Source organism: Vibrio mytili, assembly GCF_000830505.1.
Lineage (GTDB): Bacteria > Pseudomonadota > Gammaproteobacteria > Enterobacterales > Vibrionaceae > Vibrio > Vibrio mytili.
The window spans coordinates 39,155-62,154 of record NZ_JXOK01000049.1 but is presented as its reverse complement, the minus strand read 5'-3'; the positions used below and the strand labels follow the sequence as shown (position 1 = coordinate 62,154).

General features: G+C 45.2%; 14 protein-coding genes and 1 pseudogene. 8 read left to right on the top strand and 7 right to left on the bottom strand.

From position 1 onward, the window contains the following. Positions 1-232: 232 nt before the first annotated feature. Positions 233-1,390 (bottom strand): D-alanyl-D-alanine carboxypeptidase family protein, encoded by a 1,158-nt coding sequence (locus tag SU60_RS12580; RefSeq protein ID WP_052481532.1) that lies wholly within the window; start codon positions 1,388-1,390, stop codon positions 233-235. A 231-nt stretch (positions 1,391-1,621) separates the two neighbouring features. Here SU60_RS12580 and SU60_RS12575 point away from each other — a divergent pair, with 231 nt between their 5' ends. The 6 genes from SU60_RS12575 to SU60_RS21715 all read left to right on the top strand — a co-directional run bounded on the left by SU60_RS12575 (position 1,622) and on the right by SU60_RS21715 (position 8,556). Next, complete coding sequence (locus tag SU60_RS12575; protein ID WP_041155805.1) at positions 1,622-2,917, top strand: alpha/beta fold hydrolase; 1,296 nt, start codon at positions 1,622-1,624, stop codon at positions 2,915-2,917. A 141-nt stretch (positions 2,918-3,058) separates the two neighbouring features. After that, positions 3,059-4,039 (top strand): oxygen-dependent tRNA uridine(34) hydroxylase TrhO, encoded by a 981-nt coding sequence (gene trhO / locus SU60_RS12570; RefSeq protein WP_041155804.1) that lies wholly within the window; start codon positions 3,059-3,061, stop codon positions 4,037-4,039. Between the two features lie 211 nt (positions 4,040-4,250). Then, positions 4,251-4,973, top strand: a complete 723-nt coding sequence (gene nfsA, locus SU60_RS12565) for an oxygen-insensitive NADPH nitroreductase (protein ID WP_041155803.1) — start codon at positions 4,251-4,253, stop codon at positions 4,971-4,973. 261 nt (positions 4,974-5,234) lie between these two features. Beyond that, positions 5,235-6,503: a DUF1835 domain-containing protein gene (locus SU60_RS12560; RefSeq protein ID WP_041155802.1), complete on the top strand. Its 1,269-nt coding sequence runs from the start codon at positions 5,235-5,237 to the stop codon at positions 6,501-6,503. 327 nt (positions 6,504-6,830) lie between these two features. Then, entirely contained in the window at positions 6,831-8,135 is a 1,305-nt protein-coding gene (locus tag SU60_RS12555; RefSeq protein ID WP_041155801.1) for a dicarboxylate/amino acid:cation symporter, read from the top strand. A gap of 247 nt (positions 8,136-8,382) precedes the next feature. Further along, positions 8,383-8,556: a hypothetical protein gene (locus SU60_RS21715; protein ID WP_128814671.1), complete on the top strand. Its 174-nt coding sequence runs from the start codon at positions 8,383-8,385 to the stop codon at positions 8,554-8,556. A 95-nt stretch (positions 8,557-8,651) separates the two neighbouring features. Here SU60_RS21715 and SU60_RS12550 read toward each other — a convergent pair whose 3' ends face one another. Next, positions 8,652-9,014 carry a hypothetical protein gene (locus tag SU60_RS12550; protein WP_041155800.1) on the bottom strand — a complete coding sequence of 121 codons (363 nt, stop codon included), beginning with the start codon at positions 9,012-9,014 and terminating at the stop codon, positions 8,652-8,654. Positions 9,015-9,273: 259 nt separating this feature from the next. Here SU60_RS12550 and SU60_RS12545 point away from each other — a divergent pair, with 259 nt between their 5' ends. Further along, on the top strand, positions 9,274-9,693 hold the full coding sequence (locus tag SU60_RS12545; RefSeq protein ID WP_041155799.1) for a VOC family protein: 420 nt from the start codon (positions 9,274-9,276) through the stop codon (positions 9,691-9,693). Here the strand turns inward: SU60_RS12545 and SU60_RS12540 are convergent. The 5 genes and pseudogenes from SU60_RS12540 to SU60_RS12520 all read right to left on the bottom strand — a co-directional run bounded on the left by SU60_RS12540 (position 9,674) and on the right by SU60_RS12520 (position 19,009). After that, positions 9,674-10,836: pseudogene (locus SU60_RS12540) on the bottom strand (MBL fold metallo-hydrolase). The gene SU60_RS12545 and the pseudogene SU60_RS12540 sit on opposite strands and share 20 nt — an antisense overlap. A 127-nt stretch (positions 10,837-10,963) precedes the next feature. Further along, a complete protein-coding gene (gene mtgA, locus SU60_RS12535; protein ID WP_041155798.1) occupies positions 10,964-11,641 on the bottom strand; it encodes a monofunctional biosynthetic peptidoglycan transglycosylase in 678 nt (225 codons plus the stop codon). Positions 11,642-11,776: 135 nt separating this feature from the next. Continuing rightward, a complete protein-coding gene (gene glgB, locus SU60_RS12530) occupies positions 11,777-14,008 on the bottom strand; it encodes a 1,4-alpha-glucan branching protein GlgB (protein ID WP_041155797.1) in 2,232 nt (743 codons plus the stop codon). A 214-nt stretch (positions 14,009-14,222) separates the two neighbouring features. Next, the gene (malQ, locus tag SU60_RS12525) at positions 14,223-16,403 is read right to left on the bottom strand and encodes a 4-alpha-glucanotransferase (RefSeq protein ID WP_041155796.1); all 2,181 of its coding nucleotides are present in this window, start codon (positions 16,401-16,403) and stop codon (positions 14,223-14,225) included. 152 nt (positions 16,404-16,555) lie between these two features. Continuing rightward, positions 16,556-19,009: a glycogen/starch/alpha-glucan phosphorylase gene (locus tag SU60_RS12520; RefSeq protein ID WP_041155795.1), complete on the bottom strand. Its 2,454-nt coding sequence runs from the start codon at positions 19,007-19,009 to the stop codon at positions 16,556-16,558. 716 nt (positions 19,010-19,725) lie between these two features. On the opposite strand from SU60_RS12520, the gene malT reads away from it, so the two are divergent. After that, complete coding sequence (gene malT / locus SU60_RS12515) at positions 19,726-22,434, top strand: HTH-type transcriptional regulator MalT (protein ID WP_041155794.1); 2,709 nt, start codon at positions 19,726-19,728, stop codon at positions 22,432-22,434. The last annotated feature ends 566 nt before the right edge of the window (positions 22,435-23,000 follow it).

Here is a 23,000-nt window from a genome sequence, read left to right as displayed (position 1 = left end):
TTAATTTAAGAAACGGGTTTGATCTAAAAACATTTTCAAATTAAATTTGAAAATAAAACACAATAATCAGCGGTGAGTTGAGAACAGATGAACGACTTAATGACATTACGAATCGAAATACTAAAACAGCCCCACCTTTACGGCAAGGCTGTTTAATCACTGAGAGCCGCTTTATAACCGAGAGCCATAGCTTGGCTAAGGTTGACTTTCTGACTAAGAAATATTGATGTTGTTAATTAAAAAATGATGTCACCCATAAAACAAGACTGTCCCAGATATTGGTGAGCCAAGAGCCGGGCTCAACCGCTTGCTTGCTAACTAATGGGTAACTCGCGACCGTTTGATCGTCACTTTTCCATACGACTTTACCGACAACGTCACCGACCTGAAGTGGAGCCATCAATGGCTCATTCAGTTCCACGACTTTCTCTAAATTCGCAGTCATTGAACGAGGTAAGGTTACGTACGCATCTTTCGCAAAACCGGCTTCAATTTCACTGATACTGCCTTTCCAGACACGAACTTTTGATTCTACTTGACCTTGAGTTGCGACTTTCTTGGTATCAAAAAAGCGAAAGCCATAGCTAAGTAGGTTCTTCGATTGGCTGACCCGTGCTTCTGGGCTTGGTGCACCCATAACGACCGATATCAAGCGCATTTTGCCTTCTGTTGCGGAGCTAACTAAGCTGTACCCGGCATTACTGGTGTATCCCGTTTTACCGCCATCCACATTGATTGAGTTATCCCAAAGTAACTTGTTGCGATTGTACTGAGTGATGTCATTCCACTTAAAGACTCTTTGGCTATAGAGCGCATATACATCGGGAACATCATTGATAATGGCCTGCATCAGCTTCGCCATATCCTCTGGGGAGGTTTGAATGCCTTCGCTGTCCAAACCATGGGAATTGACAAAGTAAGTGTCTTGAAGGCCAAGCTTTTCTGCCCACCCATTCATTAAGGCAACAAACCCACGCTCTGTACCCGCAACATGCTCTGCAAGTGCGACACACGCATCATTACCCGACTGGATAATCACACCGTGAAGTAAATCTGACACACTAATTTCATCTTTTGGCTTAATGAACATTTTTGACGAGCCAGGAAACTTCGCTGACCAAGCATTTTCACTGACTGTCACCACATCATCCCAATTGAGCCGACCTGCATGTATCTCCTGTCCGACGACGTACGCGGTCATGAGCTTGGTCAAACTCGCCGGCGCTAAACCCGCTCTGCCATTTTGCTCTGCGATAATGGTTCCGGACTGAAAGTCCATTAACACATAACCTTTAGCATTTAATTGAGGGGGATTCGGTGTGACGACTGCAAAAGCAGGCACACTTATAAAACAAGCAAAAAACATCCATCGAGCCAGTAGCACTCTCATCCGACTTCCTCCATCATTGGCGCAGCTATTGGTTACAACAGTCTTAAGCATAAACCATTCAACTTGTTGCCCAACCATTTTAATTTATACAAATGAATGTATCGTAACAGTACCATGTGAAACTGTGCGGATAACCGCAAATAGTATTGGTGAATAATATAATTACAATTAAAGTAACAAACCTGTGAACAGCCACAGGCTCCCCCTAACCAGAAGGACCCAAGTAGAACAATGAATGCTCAATCTTTTATCGATGCAGGTCTCCACTACGCTCCACACACGTTCCAAGTGCCACTCGATTATGCCGATACTAGCAAGGGCACTATTGACCTATTTGCCCGCTCTATTTGCTTAGTTGGAGAAGACAACACTTCCAAACCTTGGCTTGTATATTTTCAAGGTGGACCAGGTTTCCCTTCTCCTCGCCCAAATGGCAATAATGGTTGGATCAAACGTGCACTCAAAGATTACCGGGTATTACTTCTCGATCAACGTGGAACGGGTAACAGTTCGGTCATCAATCATCAAACGCTCGCCCACTTAACACCCAAGCAGCAAGCAGAATACTTGAGCTACTTTCGTGCAGACAATATTGTTCGAGACGCTGAATTCATTCGTCAACAGTTCGGAGTAGAAAAATGGGCCATTCTTGGTCAAAGTTTCGGTGGGTTTTGTTCTCTGACTTACCTTTCACTCTTCCCAAAAAGTCTACTGGCAAGTTACATCACGGGTGGTATTCCCTCTATTTCGCGCCATCCCGACTATGTTTATCAAGCCACCTTTAAGCGCACAATGGAGAAAAACCAAGCGTTCTTTCAGCAGTTCCCTAAAGCGCAGCAATTATGCCAACGCATTGCAGACCACCTTCTCGAAAACCAAGAATACCTGCCGAACGGACAGCGCTTTACCGTGGAACAGTTTCAACAAATTGGGATTAACTTTGGCGTCAGTGACACCTTTTTACCAACGTATTATTGGCTGGAGAGTGCGTTGATCAATGTAAATGGCAAACCGCAACTACGCTATGAATTCTTGAGCGATATGCTGGCGCAACAAAACTTCCAAACCAACCCTATTTACGCCATTTTACATGAGTCCATTTATTGTCAGGGTTTTGCTTCTCTTTGGAGTGCCCATCGCGTTCGTCAAACCATTCAAGCCTTCAACTATGAACCCGGTAAATCCTTTTATTTTACCGGAGAAATGGTCTTCCCTTGGATGTTCGACCAATACGTCAACCTGAAACCCTTGAAAGAAGCAGCGGAGTTGTTGGCGAGCAAAGACGACTGGTCACCGCTCTATGATGAAAGCCAGCTTGCAAAAAACAAAGTACCGGTAAGCTGCGCCGTGTACGCAGAGGATATGTTTGTGGAAATGGACATTAGCCGAGAGACGTTAGCGGCAATACCGAATGCCAAAGCATGGATCACCAATGAATATGAGCACAATGGCTTGCGAGCCGATGGGGAACATATTCTCGACACTTTGATCGCAATGGGTAAGCAAACGGCAGCGACGTTAATTTAATTCAACATGTCCAGCTCGACCACACGACGTAGTTAGAATACCCACACACTTTTCGTGTATTTCCGACTAAATTAGTCAGGTATAATTCTGCCCGCTAAAATTTAAAGGTTTTCAGCACCTGTTTTTTATAAAGGAAAGATCATGAGCCAGTACGTAGTGTGTGCGCTGTATAAATTTGTAGAACTGAATAATCATCAAGACCTGCGTGAACCATTGCTTGCGCTGATGGAACAACACCATATCCGCGGCACATTATTGCTCGCTGGTGAAGGTATCAATGGCACCGTTGCATCTGATCGTACTGGTATTGATGCACTGCTTACATGGCTAGAAGCAGAGCCTCGACTAAAAGGTACTGTCTACAAAGAATCTTTCTCAGACTCCCAACCTTTTAACCGCACCAAAGTGAAACTTAAAAAAGAAATCGTCACATTGGGCGTAGAAGGTATCGATCCTCGTCACGTCGTGGGGACTTACGTTAAACCAAAAGAATGGAACGATTTGATTGCTGATCCTGAAGTGTTTGTCGTTGATACTCGCAATGATTACGAAATCGAGATCGGTACATTCAAAGGGGCGGTAAACCCAAATACAGACACATTCCGTGAGTTCCCTGACTACGTCAAAGAAAACATGGACCCAGCCAAACATAAAAAAGTGGCCATGTTCTGTACCGGTGGTATCCGTTGCGAAAAATCCACGGCCTACATGAAAGAGCAAGGCTTTGACGAGGTTTATCACCTAGAAGGCGGCATCCTGAAATATCTAGAGGAAGTGCCAGAAGAAGAAAGCCTTTGGGAAGGTGATTGCTATGTGTTTGATGGTCGCGTTGCAGTCAACCACCAGCTAGAAAAAGCCGATTATGATCTATGCAATGCATGTCGCCTGCCAATCACTGAAGAAGACAAACAGTCTGATCTCTACGAGCAAGGCGTAAGTTGCCCTAAATGTCACGGCACGCATTCAGAAGAGCAAATTACACGTTTCCGTGAACGTGAGAAACAAATCGCATTGGCGGAGCAGCGAGGTGAACAACACGTAGGCGGAGAAAGTGCCAAGCAGCGTGAAGCCAGACGCGCCGCCAAACTGGCCCAAAAAGAACAACAGCGCAAACAAGACTAAACTCAACAGAGCGAGCTGCTCAACTGTGGCTCGCTAAAACTTTAAGCTGAATTGATCTCCTCCAGCGTATCACTCCAAACTTATACCTCAACGCTTAGTTCGGCTTGTATTGAACAGTAATTTTTCTCTCTCTACGGTTTACCCAATTCTCAAATGTCGTTATGGTGATATATCAATCATTTGAGAACGATAAAAAGAGTGCACAGCCATCATGAATAGTACGATTCAGACCCTATTAAACCACCGCTCAATTCGAAAGTTCACTGAACAGCCTATCGAACAAGAACAGCTAGCAACCATTATTAAATCAGGCTTGGCCGCGTCCTCTTCCAGCATGTTACAAGTTGTATCGATTATTCGTGTCACTGACGCAGACAAGCGGGCGTTATTAGCAGAATACGCAGGCAATCAGCCCTACGTTGCCAATGCCGCAGAGTTTCTTGTGTTTTGTATTGATTACCAACGCCACAGCACCATTAACCCCCAGGTGCAAGCCGATTTCACAGAGTTGACGCTTATTGGTGCAGTCGACTCAGGGATTATGGCGCAAAACTGTTTGATAGCGGCTGAATCTATGGGGCTGGGTGGTGTCTATATTGGCGGATTACGCAACAACGCTGAGAAAGTGGATGAACTCTTAGGGCTGCCCGATAACACCGCCATTCTTTTCGGCATGTGCCTGGGGCATCCGGAACAAAGCCCAGAGATCAAACCTCGCTTACCTGCAGACGTAATCGTTCATGAAAACCAGTACCAACCTCTAAGCTTGGCAGACATCGAAAGTTATGACCAAACGATGCACGATTACTACGCAAGTCGTTCAAGCAATCAAAAACAAAGTACCTGGTCGCAAGAAGTAACGACCAAGCTTGCTGGTGAATCAAGACCACATATTTTGCCGTACTTAAATAAAAAAGGCCTAGCGAAAAGGTAGCAGCATTAAGAACTGATTGGCTGTCTTAAAGCCCCACGAATCTTCGAGGGGCTTTTTTGTACGTCAGACAATAGTCGTTTTAGTTGCGAAACAAGGTGCCCTCACATACTATTATTGGGCTGAAGCCTAAAGCACCCAACACTCGCGGAAAGAACCCAGTTCACGGCATATAAAACCCCTGCTTGGCAGGCAATATTGGTTTTACCTTTTTTAGCTTCTATCTAGGCGAGTGTAAAAGAGAAGAAATAAGAAAGGTGAAAAATGCACTCGCACAACAGTTTCTCCATCAATCTAAACCAACAGAAGGCTATTGCGAAAAAACGCTTGAAAGCGATACGCAATGGTGACCTTTCCGTCCTAACCTCTGTCCAGCGTTCTCACTCAACCCCTGAAAAACTCGCGTTTGATACCGTAAAACTTGCTGATATTCAACATGCTTTAGCTAGAGAAATCGGCTTACCAAACTGGAGTAAGCTAAAAGCGCATATAGAAGAGCAAGAAAAACACAGACAGGCGATCGCCGATAAACCTGATTCTCTCGATGCAGACTTAAAGACGCTGCGTGTGCGCTGTGGTCATGATATTCAGCAACAGCTGCTTGAAGGTGGATTCACTGGCGATTTTTTACCGATGATCGATCCGCTTTGCATTGGCCCAACCCCCAATGACGAGCAAAGGTTTGTTAAGATGCGAGCGCAGTATGTCGTTGACACTCTATTGCCAATCATGGGACGTAACGACACAGCGCACGATGTCGCACAACAAGAGCAGAAACGTATTTACACCTTACTCGACCAACAATTTGAACGCATTGTGCTTTGGGTAGAACATGATAGCTATGATCAACTGATGCTCCTACGCGCCCTCACGTTGCTTAAAGGTGTACAAAACCAAGTCATTGAGATCATCGAGTTGGATCAATATCCAGGGACCGAACGATTTATTGGCTTCGGTCAACTTCCTGCCGAAGCGATTCGATCATCCTGGCAATACCGTAGACCGGTTACCCCTAAGATAATAAGCCAGGCAACACGTTGCTGGCAGGCCTTAGTTTCCGCGACGCCCATGTCTATGATCGCACTTCTCCAACAACACGATCTGGACGGCTTACCAAACATGAAAGATGCCCTCACCCGCCACCTGCAAGAATTACCACACGCGACGACCGGATTAAGTTGCACTCAAAACCTCGCCCTGACGATACTCAAAGAGCAAAACCAAGCCATCCCGGTAACCAAGTGGTTTCAACTCTATCAACAGCGAGAGCCACTTCCGTTCTTAGGCGATGTGATGTTCTATGCGCTATTGGCTCCTATGGCCATGACAGATAAGCCGCTCATCATCATTGATGACATCGACAAGGATTGGTGGGAGCAAACCGTGACTATTTCTTCGTATGGTCAGCAATGTTTAGAAGGCAGAGTAAAAATAAGACAACATTACTGGGTTGGCGGTATCCACAACAATGAGCAGCACTGGTGGGAATGGGATCACAGTCATCTCTCATCTCTCACGGATGTCTCCCTGTAACGGCTCTCACTATCATAGACACTTGTTAGACAACATGACTCGTTATGCAATCAGGTTCAAAACTAAATCACTACGCGCTCTAAGTCATATCTGTAACCATTAGTTATCGAGGAAAAGATATAGTTTTATCATCGAAACTATCGTTAAAAATTAGATAAAATATCTAGCAAGATGGTTAATTTTTGGTTAACCACCCTATTTTTATAGTGACGACAGTCACATCTATTGTTCTTTAGAGGATTTTGCTTTCGTATTTTCACACTCCGCTGCTAATCTGCTTGCCGCTTTGAAATGAACTCGAAGTGCATAAATATAAGGAGTGTTCTCATGAATACCAAGAAACCGATGTCGCTGACCAGCCGAGTTATTTTAGGTATGGTAGCGGGTATCTTGACAGGGTTTGCTATACGCACACTTTTTGCCGACAACGGATTTGTCGATGCATACATTGTTAATGGATTATTCGAAGTTGGCGGACAAATCTTTGTTGCTAGCTTAAAAATGCTTGTTGTACCACTTGTGTTTGTTTCACTTGTGTGTGGTACCAGCTCGCTAAAAGACCTTTCAACTTTAGGTCGTATGGGTGGTAAAACGCTCGGCTTTTACATCGTAACCACCGCTGTCGCAATCACGCTTGCTCTGACAATGGGTTGGTTATTCCAGCCAGGAGCAGGGGCGGACCTTACTGCAGCAAGCTCCTTCTCCTCAGCAGAAGCGCCTTCGTTGGGTCAGGTGATCATCAACATGTTCCCAACCAACCCAATCAGTGCGATGGCTGAAGGCAAAACGCTGCAAGTTATCGTGTTCGCTGTACTATTCGGTATCGCGATCAGTGCTGCAGGTAAGCCAGGTGAACGTATCGCTGAGTTCTTCTCTGATCTCAATGAAGTGATCATGAAGCTCGTTGCTATTTTGATGCACTTAGCGCCTTACGGTGTGTTCTTCTTAATGGCGAAACTATTTACTGGTCTTGGTCTAAGCGCAATCTTTAACCTTGCAGAATACTTTTTAGTACTGGCTGGCACACTTGTCCTACACGGACTCGTCACTTACAGCCTAATGCTAAAAGGATTCACTGGTCTTAGCCCGATGACGTTCCTACGCAAAATGGAAGACGCGATCATGTTTGCATTCTCGACGGCATCATCGAACGCAACCATTCCTGTTACGATGGAAACCGCGAAACACCGTATGGGTGTTGCTAACCGAGTATCGTCATTCACGATACCACTTGGCGCGACAGTAAATATGGACGGAACCGCCATCATGCAAGGTGTCGCTACTGCATTCATTGCACAAGCGTTCAACATCGATCTCACGATGGGCGATTACCTAATGGTGATCATGACAGCCACTCTTGCGTCCATCGGTACTGCGGGTGTTCCTGGCGTGGGTCTGGTTATGCTTGCGATGGTTCTTAACCAAGTCGGTCTGCCACTTGAAGGGATCGCTCTAATCATGGGTGTTGACCGTCTACTCGATATGATTCGTACTGCCGTGAATATTACTGGTGATAGTGCGGTGACTATCATTGTTGCAAAATCAGAAGGTGCACTGGATGAGGCTCGCTTCAATGACCCATTGGCAGGAGTCGCTGAAGAAGAGGTTCACTTGAAAAAGGCACAAGCGTAACTCGTTAACGCATTAACCCTGTCAAATCAAAGAGGAAGCTAATTGGAATTAGCTTCCTCTTTTTTTACTCTTATTTGGGTCTATAATTTTAGAAAGTCATATCGATTTATATCAATCGCCGTGAATAAGCGATCAGAAATAGTCGGCATTTTAACCAGCTAGAATGGTCGGTTGTTTATAACGATTGTTATGACATTGGTATGTTGAACGACATAGGCAAGAAAGCTGATGTAACGGAGAACATACTATGGAACTACGTAACAAAGCGGGCGATAAAGCGAAAGTTGCTGACAACCTCACCCTGAAAGAAATTACCGAAATGGGTTATACCGTCGACTTATGTGACGAAGCATTTGACCCAAATGAACACTGGAAAGCACAAGGGAAATCTCAAGGTATGGGCGAGTACCCTGAGGAATAAACTCGCGATATTGTCTTTGACCTCGTATTGTTTTTGAACTCGTGATGGTACCCCAAGACTTTCGACAAAACCGAGCGGTGAATCGCTCGGTTTTTTTACTTTTGCACTTCTTGAATAAACAGTGTCATTTCTTCGAGATAGTTTCCATTTGCACATCCCCAGTCCGTTACTTCTATCAGCTCCGTCGCTAACTGCCCCGTATTATCCGCTTTGACGTGATCGATAAACGCGTTTAGTCGTTCAAGCTGAGAAGGCTGATGGACGCTATGTACGGCGTACGCTTGCAATAAATCATTGTAAACCTGCCAACGCTGTTCATCTGAAACATGGCTGCTGAGAATCACCGAGCAGTTCTGCTGAATCTCTGTATTTGTCTCACTTGCAGTTGGTGTGACCGAAGTACAGCCTACCAACACCGAACCTATACAAGCGAATGTAACTACTGTCTTTTTTATCATTTTTCCGCCGAGTTATATGCATCAATGCCAGTCATTCAATTACTCGCAAGGTACGCAAAAAATTCGCCAAGAGCAAGGGTGATATTGGTTTTCCTCTCCGTTATTCACTCCCCCTCTTAACCAGACGTGACACAACTTACCTTCCTCATTGCAATCGTTACAAACTATTATTGTTACAACACAGTGTGAGAGGTGAAGTCATGCATTAAAAGGTTGTTTGTGTATATACTTTGTCATCACCATCAAACTGGAGGTTAACATGCCATCGCACAACCCCATTAACATTCAAGCGCTTGACCATGTAGTGATAAGAACGCGTGACCTGGATGCCATGTTAAAGTTTTATCGAGATGTGTTAGGTTGCCCTGTGGAGCGCGAACGCACCGATCTTGGCTTGACGCAGCTCAGAGCGGGAAACGCATTGATTGACATCGTCACGGTCGACAGTAAGCTGGGGAAACTTGGTGGTAGACCTCCCGAGCAAAATGGACGCAATGTGGATCACTTTTGCCTACAACTTTCACCATTTATCGAAGAGGATTTACTCCTATACCTCGAGTCACAAGGGGTTGAAACCGGAGAGTTCTCCAAACGATATGGTGCACAAGGCTTCGGCCGTTCCCTGTATATTTACGATCCGGAAGGCAACGTCGTTGAGCTTAAACCTCAGATAACCTGATGTTTGATGAATGACTCACGTATCCATGCGCATCTACCTCTTTTGGGTCTTTCAGCCACCAATGGCTGCTGGGCTCAGTTTGATATACGTAAAGCTCTCTCCTGGCATCGGTGTAAGTAGATTGATGTGGTTTGATTGGCAATGGGTTATCAGATCTAAAATAGGCTCATCCCATTTGTGGGTAAACAGCTCATAAGTAGCCCAGTGTATCGGTAACAACTTCTTCGCCTTTAAGTCTTTAAAGGCGAGCGCGGTGTGGTGAGCTTGCATATGACCACAATTTTCTACCGCATAGCCATGGTTGCCCTTCACATCAGCTGCGACCTCTAAACAGGCGATATCAATCGGCCCACACCGCTTCGCGATCTCTGAAAAATGTTGGTCATAGGCCGTATCACCACTGAAGAAAAGACTCTCATTCGTACCTTTGATAACCCACGACGCCCACAACGTTGTATTTTTATCAAAGCACGTGCGCCCAGAGTTGTGATTGGCTGGCGTACAAACGAGTTCGATATTGGCGTAGTGAACACTCTCCCACCAGTCAAACTCGACGATATTGTCAGGGCAAACGCCCCATCGAATTAAGTGCTTTCCTACTCCTAGCGGAACGTAAAATGTCACCGACTGACTGGCATAGAATCGTACCGTCGATTCCTCTAAATGATCGTAATGATCATGAGAAATCACGATGATGTCCGGCACAGGAAGGCTTTCTCTCGCGTGGGTATTGGGGATGTTTCGCGTAAACCATGCTTTAGCGATAAGAGGTGAAGCATAGTCAAACACTGGATCAGTCAAAATCCGCACACCGTCAACTTCAATCAGCATGGTGGAATGCCCTAACCAAGTCACTCTCATGTCTTCACTACGACGTTCAAACTGATGATGTTCAATTGGTGAATAAGGTAGATAATTATTGGGACATAACTGCTTCCGACCACCTAAAAAGCTCCAACAGACTTGCCAAATAGGCTGCTGATTAGGAACATTCGGCATGCTATTGATAACGCGCCCATTACGGAATTGAGGTGAGCGACGCATCCGATGCGCAAGCTGAGTATAGTAAGTTTGCAAAGGGATCAGGGAGCCAGAGCTGCCCTTAACAGAAAAATAACGGCTTTTCAGGATCGTTTCAGACATTTTAAACGCAACGCTTAACTGAGTGTGACTTTAGTTAAACGCGCTTGTATGTCGGTTTAATGACTAAAAACGACGGCAACGTGAAGATTAGATTGCAACCGAGTCAATGAGACTGAATAGCGTGGCCTTACAGCTCTACTCGCCCTAAATTATTCATTTGACGCATCGCCCAACGAGTTCTGCGCTGGGTATAATCACTTTGCGGATATACTTTAATTTTATATGGGTTTGGTAAGACAACCGCTAACTGAGCTGCTTGCCATTTTGATAGGCTGGCTGCACCAATACCAAAGTAGTTCTGCGCAGCCGCTTCTGCGCCGTATATACCAGGTCCAAACTCCACCACATTCAAATACATTTCTAAGATACGCTCTTTGCTCCACATCAACTCCATTAATAAAGCGAAATACAGTTCGTACGCCTTACGAAGGTAAGAATGAGATGGAAATAAGAAAAGATTTTTCGCTGTCTGCTGGGTGATGGTGCTCGCCCCGCGAGAAGGACCATTGTCACCTGCGTTGGCAATGACTTGGAACAACGACTCAAAGTCGACACCATAATGGTAAGGGAATTTTTGGTCTTCCGTTGCAATTACCGCTACTTGCATGTTCTTTGAAATACGTGACAATGGCACCCATTCATGTTGGCTACTCTCGGGATAATTCTCTGGCGGTGAAACCATGCGACTGACTTTCCATCCCCAGATTGGCGGATCGATAAACTTACCCACGCCCACCAAGACAACAGGTGTGAGTAACAAAACCAGTACCACTTTAAAGAGAATTGATTTAAGCCTTTTCAGCATGCCTAGGTCCCAACAACGAAAAGAAGCGGCCAAGATTGCCGTATTCTGTCCCAAACAACAAGATTTATCGATAAAAAATAGGTCAAAAAAAGCCCGATTTACAATGTAAAACGGGCTTAGCGTTTGATTTAAATATTATTTAATGAGCTTGTAGAACACCGTGGATAGTGGTGGTAAACGCAGTTCAAGAGATTGCGGGAGCGATTCACTCTCTTTCGCTTCCGTCACAGCACTCATATGCACTTTGAAGCCACTTCCGCCATATTGAGTATCATCCGTATTCAGAAGCAACTCATAACGACCTTTTACAGGCACACCTAAACGAAAGCGCTCGTGTGGTACTGGCGTAAAGTTAGTAATAACCAGAATACGTTCACCATTTTGACTGATGCGCTCATGAGCTAAAATGCTGGCATCAGCTTCATCTTGAAGGCGCCATTCAAACCCAGCAGGTTCACAGTCTTGATCGTGCATTGCTGGCTCAGTGCGATAGACATGATTCAAATCACGGGTTAAGTCTTGCACGCCTTTGTGTCGTTCAAATTCCAACAAAAACCACTGCAGTTGATCATCATGGTTCCATTCTGCCGTTTGTCCGATTTCAGCGCCCATGAAATTCAGTTTTTTGCCTGGTTGGCCGTACATATAGCCGTAGTAAGCACGTAAGTTCGCGGTTTGCTGCCACTCGTCGCCCGGCATTTTGTTGTGTATAGAGCCTTTGCCGTACACTACTTCATCATGGGACAATGACAATACGTAGTTTTCACTGTGCGCGTAAATCAACGGGAACGTGATGGTATTATGATGGTATTTGCGATGAACTGGATCTTCTTTCACGTAGGAAAGGCTGTCATGCATCCACCCCATGTTCCACTTGAATCCAAAACCTAAGCCGCCCATAAAAGTGGGGGCGGATACGCCTGGGAATGCGGTAGATTCTTCGGCAATCGTCATCGCATTTGGGAAGTGTTTGTAGACTTCTTCATTCATCCACTTCAGCGTCGCAATGGCGTCGTAGTTTTCGTTACCGCCGTCGATATTCGGGATCCATTGGTCATGACTGCGCGAGTAATCAAGGTAAATCATCGACGCGACCGCATCAACACGGATGCCATCAATATGGAATTGTTCGAACCAGTAAAGTGCATTCGCAACAAGGAAACGGCGCACATGCTCACGACCCACATCATAAATGTAAGAATTCCAATCCTGATGCCAACCTCGACGCGGATCGGGATCGTGATAAAGCGGCGTGCCATCGAAGTTTGCTAAACCGTGACCATCGGCTGGGAAGTGTGCAGGCACCCAGTCAAGCACTACCCCAATGCCAGCTTGGTGACAGGCATCGACAAAGTATTTAAAGTCATCCGGTGAACCATAGCGGCTGGTTGGAGCAAAAAGCCCGACAGGTTGATACCCCCAAGAGCCATAGAATGGGTGTTCCGACACAGGCATCAACTCAACATGGGTATATTCCATGTCAACAAGGTATGGGACAAGATGCTCCGCCAATTCACGATAATTGAGAAATTCACCCTGCTCGTTTCGCTTCCAAGAGCCAGCATGCAGCTCATAAAAAGACAGTGCTTCTTCGCGCTTTTGTGTTACTGGGCGCGATAGCCATTGTGCATCTTGCCATTGATAACGATTGTGGTCATACGTCACTGAAGCGAACGATGGATACTGTTCAGAATAGAAACCCCAAGGGTCTTGCTTGTGAGGTAGCCCTTCGCCATGTGGACCTTTAATCTCGTACTTGTATTGGCTGCCTTCTTCTAGGCCAGGAACGAACAGCCCCCAAATACCGTAATCTAGTCGCTGCATAGGATGGCGACGACCATCCCATTGGTTAAAGCCACCAATTAAGCTCACTGCTGAAGCATGCGGAGCGTATACAAGAAAACGAACACCAGAAACATACTCACCGCCACGCTCTAACGTCACGAAATGTGCACCCATGTAGTGATACATGTCTTTTGGTGTATGTAAATGCTCGTATTCTTGATAAATATTGTGATATTGATACGGGTCATCAATAATCTGTTCTACACCAGCCCAGTCGACGGCTAGACGGTAGTGTGTTAAGTGTAAGTCTCGCTTTTCCTTTAAGATAAAACCGTGGTCACCTTCGCGATCAAGGACAACACGAGGTTCACCCTCAATAATCAGCTCAACTTTATCTGCTCCAGGCATCCATACTCTCAAAGAACCTTTACCGTCGTCGATGAAAGGACCAAGAGTGCCAAATGGATCTGGGTAAGCAGCCCCAGCAAGCAGTTCATAAGCGCGTTCGCATTTGTTCTTTATTTTATTTATCTTGGTGTTTTTCAAACCAATCTCCCTAGAGCCAATATCCTTAGAAAGCATAGCGCCTTCTTCAATATTGTTTACATAACCAACATTGTGTACTTACTAAAACAAGCTAAACATGAAACAAAAAACGCCCGCTATTCGCGGGCGCAATAACAATCTCTCATCCTACCGGATTGTAGGCTTTGAATGAGTGACCCAGTTGGTACTTTCGTGTCTCAAAACTAACAAATCTAATAAATGACATGAATCTCGCGTGGCCTTAGCTTTTTCATTTACTCGCTTGAGCACGAACGTCGGTTAAACGTTTTGCTATACGATTCACATCTTCACGCGTGAAGATCTCATCTAAATTCATTGATAGCTTACGACGCCAGTTTGGGTATTCGTCTACCGTGCCAGGTATGTTGACAGGTTGCTCCATTTCTAGCCAGTCTTCGAGCTGAACACTGAGTAGTGCAGAGTCCCCCGCAGCTACATGCAACTGAAGCGCTTCACTGAGGTGAGAGTCCATTGGCACATATTGCGCGTCATGACCAATCCCCTCAGGTAAGTAGCCATGCCAGCGTACACTGTCTAAGATTCCTTGTTTGCACTTCAAACGATCCGCAAATAAACCTTCTAGTTGCTGCTCATCTGGATAAAGGCCAATCTCTTTGCCCATTTTGAGGTCATCACAATGCCAGAAGCCACGTAATGTCGGCATGTCGTGCGTACACAACGCTGCCATGGATTGCTCTGCGTAATGCTTAGGTGAGATAAAACCTCCATCTTCTTTTGATGTTTCGAAGAAGAAGACTTTGTAGGAGTGAACCCCAGCGTCACGCAGGATATCGACAATCTCATCAGGCACTGTACCTAAATCTTCCCCAATCACCGAACAATGATGGCGATGTGACTCTAATGCTAGAATCGCCAGCATATCCTCAACCGGGTAGTACAGGTACGCTCCTTCCGTGGCTTTTTCGCCTTTTGGAATCCACCATAAACGCAACAATCCAAGTACGTGATCAATGCGTAGAGCACCACAGTGCTTCATATTCGCACGCAGCAACTTGATGTACGCATCGTAGCTTGTGGCCTGTAAAACTTCCGGGTTGAGTGGTGGTAATCCCCAGTTTTGTCCTAGAGGACCAAGAATATCCGGTGGAGCACCAATGCTGGCTTCCTGCACCAAGTTGCCGTCATCCGCCCACGTTTCGCTACCTGAATCTGACACACCAACGGCTAGGTCACGATACAAACCGACGGACATGCCCTTTTCTTCCGCCAGCGATTGTGCTTCTTTGATTTGGTCGTCCGCTATCCACTGCAAATACATGTAAAGCTGAACACGGTCATTGCTTTCTTTAATGTACTTTTGAGTGCCAGCAGAATCAAATGTGCGGTATTTTTCTGGGAAAACAGGCCATCCCCAAACACTTTGGTCTTCTGCATGCAAATCTGCATGAATGGCATCAAATGCCGCTTGGTGTAGCAAACTGTCGCCACCGTTTTCGACAAAGTTAAGGAAAGCACGTGCACGTTCGGTATCCTTGTCTAGATGACGCGCTTTAAACTCACTAAACAGCAAAGGTAGAACACTCATTTTGAGGTTCGATACTTCGGTGTAATTTACCCAATGCGACTCACGCGCTTTTTGTAGCCGTTGCTGAAATTCACCACTTCCTACTCGCTGCTGTGCTTCTGCACTCAATGCAAACTCAGGCACTGAACTGACATCAATGTACATGATATTGAGCCAGCGACGAGAAGAAGGACTGTATGGGCTCGCACCTTCAGGGTTGGCAGGGAACAATGAATGGATCGGGTTTAAACCGATGAAGTCTCCACCACGAGAAGCAATATCACTGACCAATTGTTTCAAGTCACCAAAGTCACCAATTCCCCAGTTGTGTTGCGTGCGCAAGGTGTAAAGCTGAACACTTGGGCCCCATAGCTTTTTATGTTTATTTAGAGCATCTTGTTTGAAACACGCTTTCGGTGTAATGATCAACGTCATTTCGTAAGGCGTTTTGCGGCGCTTACGATTAATAATCAGTTTGTGGTAACCCCATGCCAAATTCTTTGGCAATATAAACACTAGAGGGCCACCCTCAGCTCTTTCATCACGAACAATCTGAGACTGAAGATAGCCTTCAAGTACCTCTCCTTGTTCTGTCTCTAAACGCCAGCTGAATTCACTCTCACGAGCACTCGTACCTAGGTTTAATGCTACTTCGACGGGTTCACCATCGCGCAGAACAAGAACAGGGGCTAGTACGTCTTTCTTATGTTTTCTTTCTGCTGAAGCTAATAGTTTCTCATCGCTGCTGGTATCGTAGCCAAGTGAAGCCAATAGTCGACGTAGAGTCTCGTCTGACACTTTTGCTTCCTCTCCCCACGCGCTGACATAGCTATCAGCCAATTTCGCCATTTCTGCGACTTTCTTTAATACAGTTTGTTCTTTCATCGCTTTCTCCGAAGGTAATGCAACGACCTTCTACTATGTAGGGTTTTATTATTATCAAACGTTTCTATTGTTTAACGTTTCTATTGCTAAACCGTTGTAAGTTGAAAGTGACCAAGGTAGCGCGTGGCTACCTTGATCTTAACGTTAAGTGATTAACGGTGTACCGGTTCTAATTTCCAGATGTTATTCACATAATCACGAATCGAACGGTCTGATGTGAACTTACCAACCAGAGCCGTGTTTAGAATCGCTTTCTTAGCCCAGCCCGCCTGATCTTTGTACTGTGCACCCATATCTTCATGCGCTTTCACGTACGATGCGAAATCAGCAAGACATAGGTATGGATCGCCACCATCTAACAGACTGTCAAACGTTGCGCGTAGCAAGCCTGGTTGACCAGGAGAGAACTCTTCACCCACCAGCAAGTCCATTGACGCTTTCAATAAGTGATCCGCATTGTAGTAGTCAAATGGGTTATAGCCTTGTGCTTTAACCGCTTTCACGCCTTCAACATCCAAACCGAAGATGTAGATGTTTTCATCGCCTACTTCTTCACGGATCTCTACGTTTGCACCATCCATCGTACCGATAGTAAGTGCTCCGTTAAGCGCCATCTTCATGTTGCCTGTACCCGATGCTTCTTTACCCGCTAAAGAGATTTGCTGCGATACATCCGCTGCTGGGATGATGATTTCCGCCATGCTCACACGGTAATCAGGAATAAAGACAACTTTAAGTTTGTTACCAATGCGTGGATCATTATTGATCTTCTCTGCAATCTTATTGATAGCAAAAATGATTTCTTTAGCTAGGTGGTAACCTGGTGCCGCTTTCGCTGCGAAGAACACCACACGCGGCACACAATCAAAACCCGGCTCATTGAGGATTCGGTGGTAAAGAGACAAGACGTGAAGCAGATCTAAATGCTGACGCTTGTACTCGTGTAGACGTTTGATTTGAACATCGAAAATCGCATTCGTATCAAGCTCGATACCCATGTGATCTTTCACCCAGTTTGCTAGGCGCTCTTTGTTCTCTTTCTTCACCGCCATGAATTCTTTTTGGAAGGTCGCGTCAGTCGCGTATTTAGCAATACCCTCTAACTGCTCTAACTTCGCTGGCCATTCGCTGCCAATTTTGTCTGTGATCAGTTGAGATAAGCCTGGGTTACAGAACTTCAACCAGCGACGTGGCGTAATACCATTTGTCACGTTGTGTAGACGTGTTGGGTACATTTCATGGAACTCTGGGAACAGGTCTTTCTTAACCAACTCAGAGTGAAGTGCCGCAACACCATTTACAGCGTAAGAACCAATCACACTCAGGTTTGCCATACGAACCATGCGATTGAAGCCCTCTTCAATGATGGAAAGTTTCTGTTGCTTTGCAACATCGCCTGGCCACATCGCACGTACTTCTTGTAAGAAACGATGGTTGATCTCGTAAATGATCTCCATGTGACGTGGCAACAAGTGTTGAATCAATGATTCCGGCCATGTCTCTAACGCTTCTGGAAGCAACGTGTGGTTAGTGTAGGCGAATGTTTTAGAGCTGATCGCCCACGCTTGGTCCCAAGTCAATCCTTTTTCATCAATAAAGATGCGCATCAGTTCAGGGATTGCGATGGTTGGGTGTGTGTCGTTAAGCTGGATGGTCTCTTGCTCAGGTAACTGCTCTAGCGTGAAGCCCGCTGCTTCGTGACGACGTAAAATGTCGCGTACTGACGCCGCTGAATGGAAGTACTGCTGCATCAAACGCAGTGTTTTACCTTTCTGATGGTTGTCGTTCGGGTAAAGCACTTTAGTAATATTACCTGCATCAATCAGTGCGTGCTGAGCTTCGAAGTAATCACCGTTGTTAAAGCTAGCAAGAGAGAATGGTGCAATTGCCTGACATTCCCAAAGACGCAATGGATATACGGTATCTGACTCGTAACCAACGATCGGTAGATCCCAAGGCATCGCTTTTACGGTCATACCTGGTACCCACTGGCGTACTTCTTTACCGTCTTTATGTACCACTTCAACGTGGCCATAAAAGCCGATTTCTTGTGCAAGTTCAGGACGTGCGATTTCCCACGGGTAACCTTCTACGCCACGCCAAGCATCTGGCGCTTCTTGTTGACGACCATCTTTGAATGACTGTTTAAATAGCCCATATTCATAGTGAAGACCATAACCAACCGTTGGGTACTCTTGCGCAGCACAAGAATCCATAAAACAAGCGGCTAAGCGACCAAGACCACCATTACCTAGTGATGGGTCACGCTCTTCTTCTAACAAGTCAGTCAAGTTATAGCCGAGTTCAGCCATCGCTTCAGTAACTTGATCGTACAGACCCATGCTGATTAAGTTGTTACCTGTCAGACGGCCAATTAGGAACTCTAGAGAAAGGTAGTTAACACTTTTCGCTTGTTGAATTTTTGGGTCTTCTTCTGTTGCAAGGAGATCGATGGTGGTGAACTCGGCAAGGGCGTGGCCCATTGCTAGATACCATGCACGAGAGTCTGCATTTTCAACAGTATGTGCGTACGTAACGGATAGGTGTTTTTTCACGCTATCTTGGAAAGACTTTTTATCAAATTTTTTTTGTTGTGTAGGTTTCATTGCGAAATTCTCACGTCTTCAAGTAATGCATCTGCTATATATCGTGCAACTACTGCTGTGAATGAACATCCTCCTAAATCTCCACCTCTCAAGGAGGAGGGGACAGGGCGTAGAAGGCGTACCATGACTAAGTTAGTGATCCAACTCTCATCAAAAACGGTTTCATCATATTTCTGAGTGAGTTTGATCACAGGTAAACGCGTAAAGCCGTAATAGATTGTCCATCTAGTCTTTTACGTCTCATTTAATCAGGAATTTAAAAACTGAGTTATTGATCACATTTACAACAACTACATTAGCTAAAAAACGTTATCATATGTGCAACACGGAATACCATTGACATATAAACACCTTACAAAAGTGACACGCATCACAATTACAGGGCGTAGATGACGTTTATTTCAGCAACGAACAAGAATTAGGACGTTGATCATAGTTTGTGGCAATTCGGATGTCGTACCATCCTTTCGACTCATAAAGTTGAATGTTTTTTGTACACACCAAGCATAAACAACGTGAGTCACTATAAGTTTGCTTGCTTTAATGCCACAGTCGCTACGAGATACAAAAGCCGAGGCTTACCTTTAATTAGCTATTTATTAACTGATAACTATTAATAACTGTTAACGTTTTTTACTACTCAATGTCGTAAACAATGCACAGAACTCCGCTTCTTGAAGTCACTTGGTATATAAATAAAAAGGACACAATAACAAATGTGGATTCCATCTAAACTGACTCGTCCTGGCCGCTTACACAATGCCATCGTTCGTCCTCGGGTATTGGACTTACTCCAACAGGCGCCTTGCTACAAGTTGGTTTTGTTTCGCTCTCCTGCTGGTTACGGCAAAACAACAATGGCAGCGCAATGGCTATCGGATAAGCCCAATGTCGGCTGGTATAGTATTGACGATAGCGACAACGATGACTTTCGTTTCGTCAATTATCTGCTTCAGGCGCTAAATAAAGCGACTCACTCCAGTTGTTCTAATGCTCAAAAACTCGCAGAAAAGCGCCAGATTTCGTCTTTGCGTTCATTGTTCAGCGAAGTGTTTGCCGAAATGGCCGATTTCCATCAAGAGTGCTATGTGGTGCTGGATGATTACCACTTGATCACCAATGATGAAATTCATGAATCCATGCGATTTTTCTTAAAACATATGCCCGATAACCTAACCGTGGTTGTCACTAGCCGCGCTGCGCCACCGTTAGGTACCGCAAACTTGCGTGTGCGCGATCTTATGATCGAAGTCGGTAATGAGATGCTGGCGTTCGATACTGAAGAGACGACACGCTTCTTCAATCAACGCGTCGCCGACGGCATAGACGAAGACATGGCAAATGACTTAAGAGCTTACGTGGAAGGCTGGCCTTCTGCGATGCAATTGATCGCTCTGCAAGCGCAGCATCAAAAACGCACTTTGGCTCAAACGGTCGAATCTGTGTCTCAGTTCAACCATGCGCATTTATGGGATTATTTGGTAGAGGAAGTATTTGATCTATTAGACAACGAAACTCGTCAATTTCTTATGCAAGTCTCGGTACTGGATCATTTTAATGATGAGCTTGTCTTTGCTCTTACCCAGCGCGAAGATGCGCTTGGTTTGATCGAATCCCTAAATCGTTACGGTTTGTTTATTTATCCTCTGGATGGTGAACAAAACTGGTTCCGCTTCCACAATTTGTTTGGCGAGTTTTTATCACACCAGCGCCAAGCCCGTATTCCGCAACAAGAAAAGGAACTGCACCGAAACGCAGCTATTGCATGGCTGCAACAAGAATCACCACATCAAGCCATCCACCATGCTCAGAAGTCAGACGACAAGCATCTCGTCGTCGATATCCTCAATCAATATGGTTGGAAAATGTTTAATCAAGGCGAGCTCAGCACGCTCGAAATTGCAATCAATAAACTTGATGCTGACCTGCTATATTTCCACCCTAAATTGACGATGTTACGAGCGTGGCTTGCTCAATCCCAACACCGTTATAACCAAGTCGGCCAGCTACTTAAAGAGGCAGAAGAAGAGCATAAAAAACGTGACATCGAACTGGATATTCACTATCAAGGTCAGGCAAATGCCCTGCTTGCCCAAGTAGCGATTAACAATAACGAGCCGGAAAAAGCACTTGAGCTGGCCGAACTTGCGCTGAGCCAACTCGATCACACTATTTATCGTAGCCGAATTGTGGCGACCTCTGTCGTTGGAGAGGTAAACCACGTACTTGGTAAACTAGATCGCGCTCTGCCGATGATGCAACAGACCGAAAAGCTGGCACGTCAATATCAAGTCTATCACCAAGCGCTTTGGGCCATCTTGCAACAGAGTGAAATTTTAATTGCGCAAGGCTATGTCCAAGCAGCCTTTGAAGTACAAGATTCAGGGTTTCGTTTAATCGAGGAACATCAGCTTCAACATGTCCCGTTGCATGAGTTTCTTCTACGAATCCGAGCTCAAGTACTCTGGTGCTGGAATCGATTAGATGAAGCAGAAGAGTGTTCATACAAAGGGTTACAAATTCTTGAAAACCACTCGCCAAGTAAGCACTTACATAGCTACTCAATGCTGGCACGTATCGCCGTTGGTCGTGGCGAACTAGACAAAGCCGGTAAATTTATCGAGCACATTCAGCATCTCATGAGACAGTCTACCTACCACGTTGATTGGACAGCCAACGCGTCACTGTCGCTCATTTTGTTCTGGCAAGCTCGAGGTGACACTGAAGCAATGCAAGAATGGCTAAATACCGCGGTTCGTCCTGAATCAGCGTGTAACCATTTCTTGCAGTTACAATGGCGTAACATCACTCGTGCGCATATTAATTTGGGTCAATTCGAACAAGCTCGTCAAACTTTGGACTTCCTACAAAGTGAAGCCAGTAAAAGTCACTTAGTCACGGATACAAATCGCAACCTAGTCGTCGAAGCCGCGCTGGCCGCTCGCCAAAAAGATGAAGAACAGGCCAAGCGGTTATTAAAAGAAGCGCTCGTCATGACCAATCAAACTGGCATGGTCGGTAACTTCCTTGTCGATGGCGCGACCATCGGAGGTTTGCTTGAAAAACTCAGTCTGCGTCACGAATTGGGTGATCTGGAGCGCCATCGAGCTCAACAATTGATGAAAGACATTTCTTCGAATCAACGTAGCCGTTCCGTTCACTTTGACGAAGATTTCATTGAAAAGTTAGTGAATCACCCGAATGTCCCTGAGTTAGTACGTACTAGCCCACTAACCCAACGCGAATGGCAAGTACTAGGATTAATTTACTCTGGGTTTAGTAACGAGCAGATTGCTCAAGAATTGGATGTCGCAGGCACCACAATCAAGACTCACATTCGTAACTTGTATCAAAAGCTAAATATCGCGAATCGAAAAGAAGCGATTATCACAGCGGAAAACTTACTTCAATTGATGGGATATTAACTTCCGTTCGTTTGATTAGTCTGTGTATACGACAAAGGGCTTGCGAGATAACGTAAGCCCTTTTTAATTGACCGTTCTTTTACTCATTCCCGCCATTTTCTGATAATGGCATGACTTGCATTCGTAAAAATGACCATACCCAACCGAGAGATTGGCCTTACTCAGATAAAAAAAAAGCCAACCGCAACAATCGCGATTGGCTAATATTTAATGTGAACAATGTGCATTCACTAACAACGTCAGTTGGCTAGGTGACCCTCGGCTTAAGAAGGGTCGATATTTATTATGCATTAAACATGCCAACTTTTAAAGTGCTATTTTTAATGTTAGCCGACACATTTTTATACATTTTCCACCCTACACTCTCGCAAAACCAAAAAGTTGCTTGCATTTCGCAATTGCAAAATGCAAACACCCCAATTTCACTCACTTCTCATGGTGATTATCCGACACAACTTCACACTCAAAGAACGAGTAATGCGCTGACGATTACGCCACATAGCTTCTTTTCTTAGATTTATCCAAGGTTTTAAATTCTATTTTTGGCGACATTCAGAGCTCATCCT